This window comes from Mesorhizobium metallidurans STM 2683 (genome assembly GCF_000350085.1).
Lineage (GTDB): Bacteria > Pseudomonadota > Alphaproteobacteria > Rhizobiales > Rhizobiaceae > Mesorhizobium > Mesorhizobium metallidurans.
Window position 1 is genome coordinate 1 of the sequence record NZ_CAUM01000184.1, and the last position, 3,316, is coordinate 3,316.

5 protein-coding genes and 1 pseudogene are annotated in these 3,316 nt (G+C 60.9%); all 6 read right to left on the bottom strand.

The annotated features are described in order from the left end of the window. On the bottom strand, positions 1 to 346 hold a 346-nt coding region (locus tag MESS2_RS29460; RefSeq protein ID WP_040594379.1), incomplete at its 3' end, for a hypothetical protein. Positions 347 to 936: 590 nt separating this feature from the next. Beyond that, positions 937 to 1,218, bottom strand: coding sequence for a helix-turn-helix domain-containing protein (locus tag MESS2_RS29465; RefSeq protein WP_008878354.1), 282 nt, complete (start codon positions 1,216 to 1,218; stop codon positions 937 to 939). A gap of 13 nt (positions 1,219 to 1,231) precedes the next feature. Continuing rightward, positions 1,232 to 1,543 carry a type II toxin-antitoxin system RelE/ParE family toxin gene (locus MESS2_RS29470; RefSeq protein ID WP_008878355.1) on the bottom strand — a complete coding sequence of 104 codons (312 nt, stop codon included), beginning with the start codon at positions 1,541 to 1,543 and terminating at the stop codon, positions 1,232 to 1,234. Between the two features lie 100 nt (positions 1,544 to 1,643). Then, a complete protein-coding gene (locus MESS2_RS29475; protein WP_040594381.1) occupies positions 1,644 to 1,934 on the bottom strand; it encodes a hypothetical protein in 291 nt (96 codons plus the stop codon). 8 nt (positions 1,935 to 1,942) lie between these two features. Continuing rightward, positions 1,943 to 2,596: a ParA family protein gene (locus tag MESS2_RS29480; RefSeq protein WP_008878357.1), complete on the bottom strand. Its 654-nt coding sequence runs from the start codon at positions 2,594 to 2,596 to the stop codon at positions 1,943 to 1,945. A 295-nt stretch (positions 2,597 to 2,891) separates the two neighbouring features. After that, positions 2,892 to 3,316: pseudogene (locus MESS2_RS29485) on the bottom strand (helix-turn-helix domain-containing protein); the annotation flags it as partial.

Consider the following 3,316-nt stretch of genomic DNA (forward strand, 5'->3'; position numbering starts at 1 on the left):
GGGTGAGCGAGAACGCATGCAGCGCCAGATTGCCCGCAGCACCCTTCGGCAAGTGGCCCGACACCGCAATACAGATTCCGACCGACAGCGCCGCCCCGATCAGCGCCACGGCAAACCCGGCCCTGAAATTGAGACGCCAGCACGCAAGGCAGATCGGCAGAAGGTAGAGCGGACCCAAGCGAATATTCGTCGGGTGGATCAGGTAATCCCCGGCTGCAATGCACAAGAGGCTGAGGATCAGAACCCGCCAGACGCCGGCGAGGCTCAGGGAATCGAGCTGCGTATCCAGCCAGGACAGGAAAGAACGCGGCTTGACGGCCCTTGGCCTGCGTCGGTCTTCTGTCAAATCATCCGGCCCCCTTGCGCCCTGCCCCTACCTGTACGACCCTCGAAACAGGGTCGGCCGCATCAGGGGATCGTGATGCGCAAGAGGTGCGGAAACCGGGTGTTGGAATCTCCGAGGTTAGTCGGGACACAGACGCCTTTAGCGTAAGCCTGGACATGCGCGCCCGTCACCCGGTCACCGCAAGGTCCTGCCTATATCTAACCTTTCGAGGATTCCACGCCCCGGCCCGCGTCTCCACAGGCGTCAACAGATATAACCGAAAAAACTTAACGTTTGCAGCCGCGAATACGTAAAATCCACTCTAACCACACGCACCACGATTAGCCCCCGGCCGGCCCGCTCTCTCGAACAGGGCTGTAGGGGTGGTCGGGGGCGGGTTGCAGGCGTGCACTTATGCAAATGTGCATATGGCACCTCGCCCTCTGGACTGTAGGATTCTCGGCCTGCCTCCATGCCCTTTCGTTCGTCGGCAAGACGTTGAAGCACCTGCTCGGCGTTGCGTCCTTGGCTCGGATCGGCCTCCAACTCGTCATGGGCGGCAAGGACTTCCGAGCGTAGCCAGGCTTCAAAAGCCTCGTCGCGCTCCGACACTATGCGGCCTCGGCAATATCGAGCCGCACCGCAAGCCCGGCCTGGGTGGCGAGATTAATCAGAGTATCGAGGCTGAAATTCGTGATCCGGCCGCGCAGCAGATCGTTAAGCCGGGGCTGCGTGATCCCGAGACGCCGTGCTGCTTCGGCCTGGGTGACGCCCCAACTCCGTACCCGCTGCTCAACGGCAATCAACAGATTGGAACGCATGGTCATATTCGCAGCCTCGGCCGGCGTATCTTCCAGTGCATCCCATACATTCGCAAAGCTCTGACGTTCCATTGTCACGCCTCCGCTAGATTTGCCGCAACCGGGTCGCGGCTAGGTCCAAATCTCGTTTCGCCGTCTGCTGCGTCTTCTTCTGGAAGGCGTGCAGCACATAGACGGTATCCTCTATCTTGGCGATGTAGAGCACCCGGAAGGCTCCGGCCTCGTCACGGATGCGGATTTCCCGCACTCCCTGCCCGACGCTCGCCATCGGCTTCCAGTCGCTCGGTTCAAAGCCCTGCTGAACCTTATGGAGCTGAACGCCGGCTTCTTTCCGCGCCGTCTCGGGAAACTCCCTCAACTGCTCAAGGGAATCCCCGAGAAATTCGAGCCGCTTCATGTCAGCCATGAACCCCTTATATCAAAACTAGTATAATCCAGCAAGCCGGCACACGACACATTGGCGCACGCCCGCGTTTCTGCAATTGTGCACAATTGCACTACCGATCACCGAATTTCCGGGCGGCCCCTTCCCGGCTGTAAAGCTCGTCGATGGCGCGCTTGATGAGCTGCGAATTGTCGAGGTCGAGACGCGCCCGGAGAATCGCCACCTTCTCAACGGTGTCCCGGTCGAAATAGCCGCCTATATGCTTGAGGCCGGTCCTGCCAGCTGTACGGCGCGGCTCGACGTTCGCCGGCGCGGCCGCGATCGGGGCGGTTGCCTCGGTCTCCTGTTCGGGGAGCTTCATTTTCGACAGGAAATCCTGCGCGGTTGCCTTCGTTTTTGCCATGTCGTCCCTCATGCCATTTTGTGCAGAACTGCACTTGTGTTCAATTGCAGTTCTGCACCGACCCAGTCCCAAAGCGCCTGAAGCTCGGCCGCCGCCTTCCCTTCAGGCTCCAGCTCGCACGCGGTCACACCTTCCCGGCTCGCGTCCCGATGCACCTTAAATCGATGGATCACGGCCGGAACCATCCGGAGCTTGACCGTCTCGAAGACCTGCCGGGCAATATCTTCCTCGGCACGGCTATTCGGCTGCGCCATCGTCAACACGGCGGCGGCCGGCTTGTCGCTCGCCCGCGCAAGGCGCGCAGTCCTGGGAAGCTGCTCGTATGCCTCGATGTCAGGAGCACACGGGACAAGCACCAGATCGCAATATTCGACGGCGGCAGGAGCCTCGGTGCTTCTGGCGGGCGGGGTGTCGATCACAACCAGGTCGCACCCAGCTCCTTCGGCCTGGCTCAACAGCTTCGGCAAATCGATCTCGGTTGCGAACCGCACAACGGGGAGGGCGTCCTTGCGCCGCTCGGCCCATTGGGTGGTCGATTGCTGCGAGTCCATGTCCAGCACGAGGACATTGAGGCCGGCTCTCACGCCGGCAACGCCAAGTGCTTTCGCGAGCGTCGATTTTCCGACGCCGCCCTTTTGCATGGCGATAGCTACGGTCTTCATGTGCAGTACCGCATTTTTGCAAACGCTCCTTTGTGCACAATTGCAAAAACGGACAATGCCACATCGTGAGGTAGCTGGTCAAACGGAAACTGTGCACCCGCTCCAATTTGCAACTGTGCACACATGCACAAAATGAGGCGCTGCCCTTTCCTCCTGCTTTTATCGAAAGCCCATGCGACATTGGCCGCAGGCGAGGCGGAGAGGTTTTTGCTCAGAGGGTGCCGCACCGAATCGCCTATTATGCGGTTCGGAACCGCCGCAGGGCTGCGTTAGCAGCCCGAACAGCGGCGTCTGCTTATGTTTTCACATAGAGGGTAGAACTAGAAGGGGATTCAGTCTGGTTATCAGACTCACGTTTCATCAAACCTTTTGCGATGCTGACAAGGGCCTGCCCGAGCGGGCTATCGCCGGCATCAAGCCGCGTCCGCTCATCAAGGGGCAGAGACTGCCGGTAGGCGTCGATTGCCTCGCTCCAAGCCCTCTGCTCCTGTCCATGATCCGCAGGCGGGGGAGCGGCCTTGCCGAACCGGCCAAGGAACTGCCGGGCCTTTTCCGGCAGGGACAGGCGATAGGCATTGCTCGCCTGCTGCACCTGGGGGCCGCGCCCTTCCTTCCCGGTCGGCTCGTAGCGCCGCAGCCAGTCGATGAAGCCATGCTCCCGCAGGTTCTTCAGCGCCCGCACGATCGCATCTCGCGAACGGCCCAGGCGCTCCATGATCG